Source organism: Kocuria sp. CPCC 205261, assembly GCF_040981025.1.
GTDB lineage: Bacteria > Actinomycetota > Actinomycetes > Actinomycetales > Micrococcaceae > Kocuria > Kocuria marina.
In genome coordinates this window covers 1-952 of record NZ_JAVKPU010000044.1, presented here as the reverse complement: position 1 = coordinate 952, position 952 = coordinate 1, and the positions used below count along the sequence as shown (strand labels likewise).

1 protein-coding gene is annotated in these 952 nt (G+C 45.1%); it reads right to left on the bottom strand.

Annotation, left to right across the window (positions count from 1 at the left end):
- Window positions 1-14: 14 nt before the first annotated feature.
- Window positions 15-952 (bottom strand): mobilization protein (locus tag RF646_RS13300; RefSeq protein WP_368836237.1); only part of this gene is annotated, 938 nt, incomplete at its 5' end.

The window sequence follows — 952 nt, the reverse complement described above, 5'->3', positions numbered from 1 at the left end:
GGGCGGGGGGGGGGTTACATACCCATGCCGAAACCTCTGCTTCTGGTGATTTGCTTGAGTAGGTCTTTCCCCTCTTCCATAGCTTTTGATATGTTTGGGAAATGATGCCTTAAAGCCTCCAGTTGTTCGGAATTGAACAAGTCTTTCATCTTACCAAGTTCTTTTTTCAATTCCTTGGTTTCGGTCTTTAGTTCTTGGTTCTCCGTTCTTAGTCGGTTACTGGTTGTCCTTGCATTGTCCATTTGCTGTCTATAATACTCCTTGTCGTTCTCGGCTTTGAATACCTTTGTGCCGTTTCGCTCTTTTTCAAGTATAGCCTTTCCCAGTCTATCGGATAGCTGTTCATTTTCCCCCTCTAAAGCCTTTATTTTGGCTTTTAAGGCATCTTTTTCCCTATCGTTAACCGTTTTCCCTATCAAGCCGTAAAACTTCTCTGAAGCCTTAGAAATGAGTTTTTGGACCTTTTTCTTTGTTTCAATGGAACGTAGTTCTTTCTGAAGCTGAAGAAGCTGGTTTTGCACGTCCTTGTGCTTGTCTAACGCACTGGATATATCGTTGGATAGTTCCTGAAGCTGTTCTTTCGCACATTCGGTCTTGTACTGCATAGCCGATAAGTGTTTGCGATCAGAAGAAACACCACGTTCCATGCCCAGTGCTTCAGATGCTATGGTTTGGAGTTCTGCCATGTCATCACGCGATAAACGCACACTCTTCCCGTTCGGCTGCGTCCAATCGAAAACTACATGGGCGTGAAGGTTAGGTGTCCATTGCTTTGCGTTCATGTATCCTTCGTCCTTGTGTATATGGATTTGAAACGCTTCAATACCGAAACGTTCCTTGCAGACCGCAGCGAATTGCTGGAGTTCCTGCATGGTGGTTTCTTGCTTGATTACTATTACCCCCTCCCGTATGGGTGCTGCTTTAGTCTGCATCTTCTGCCCAACCGTATCGA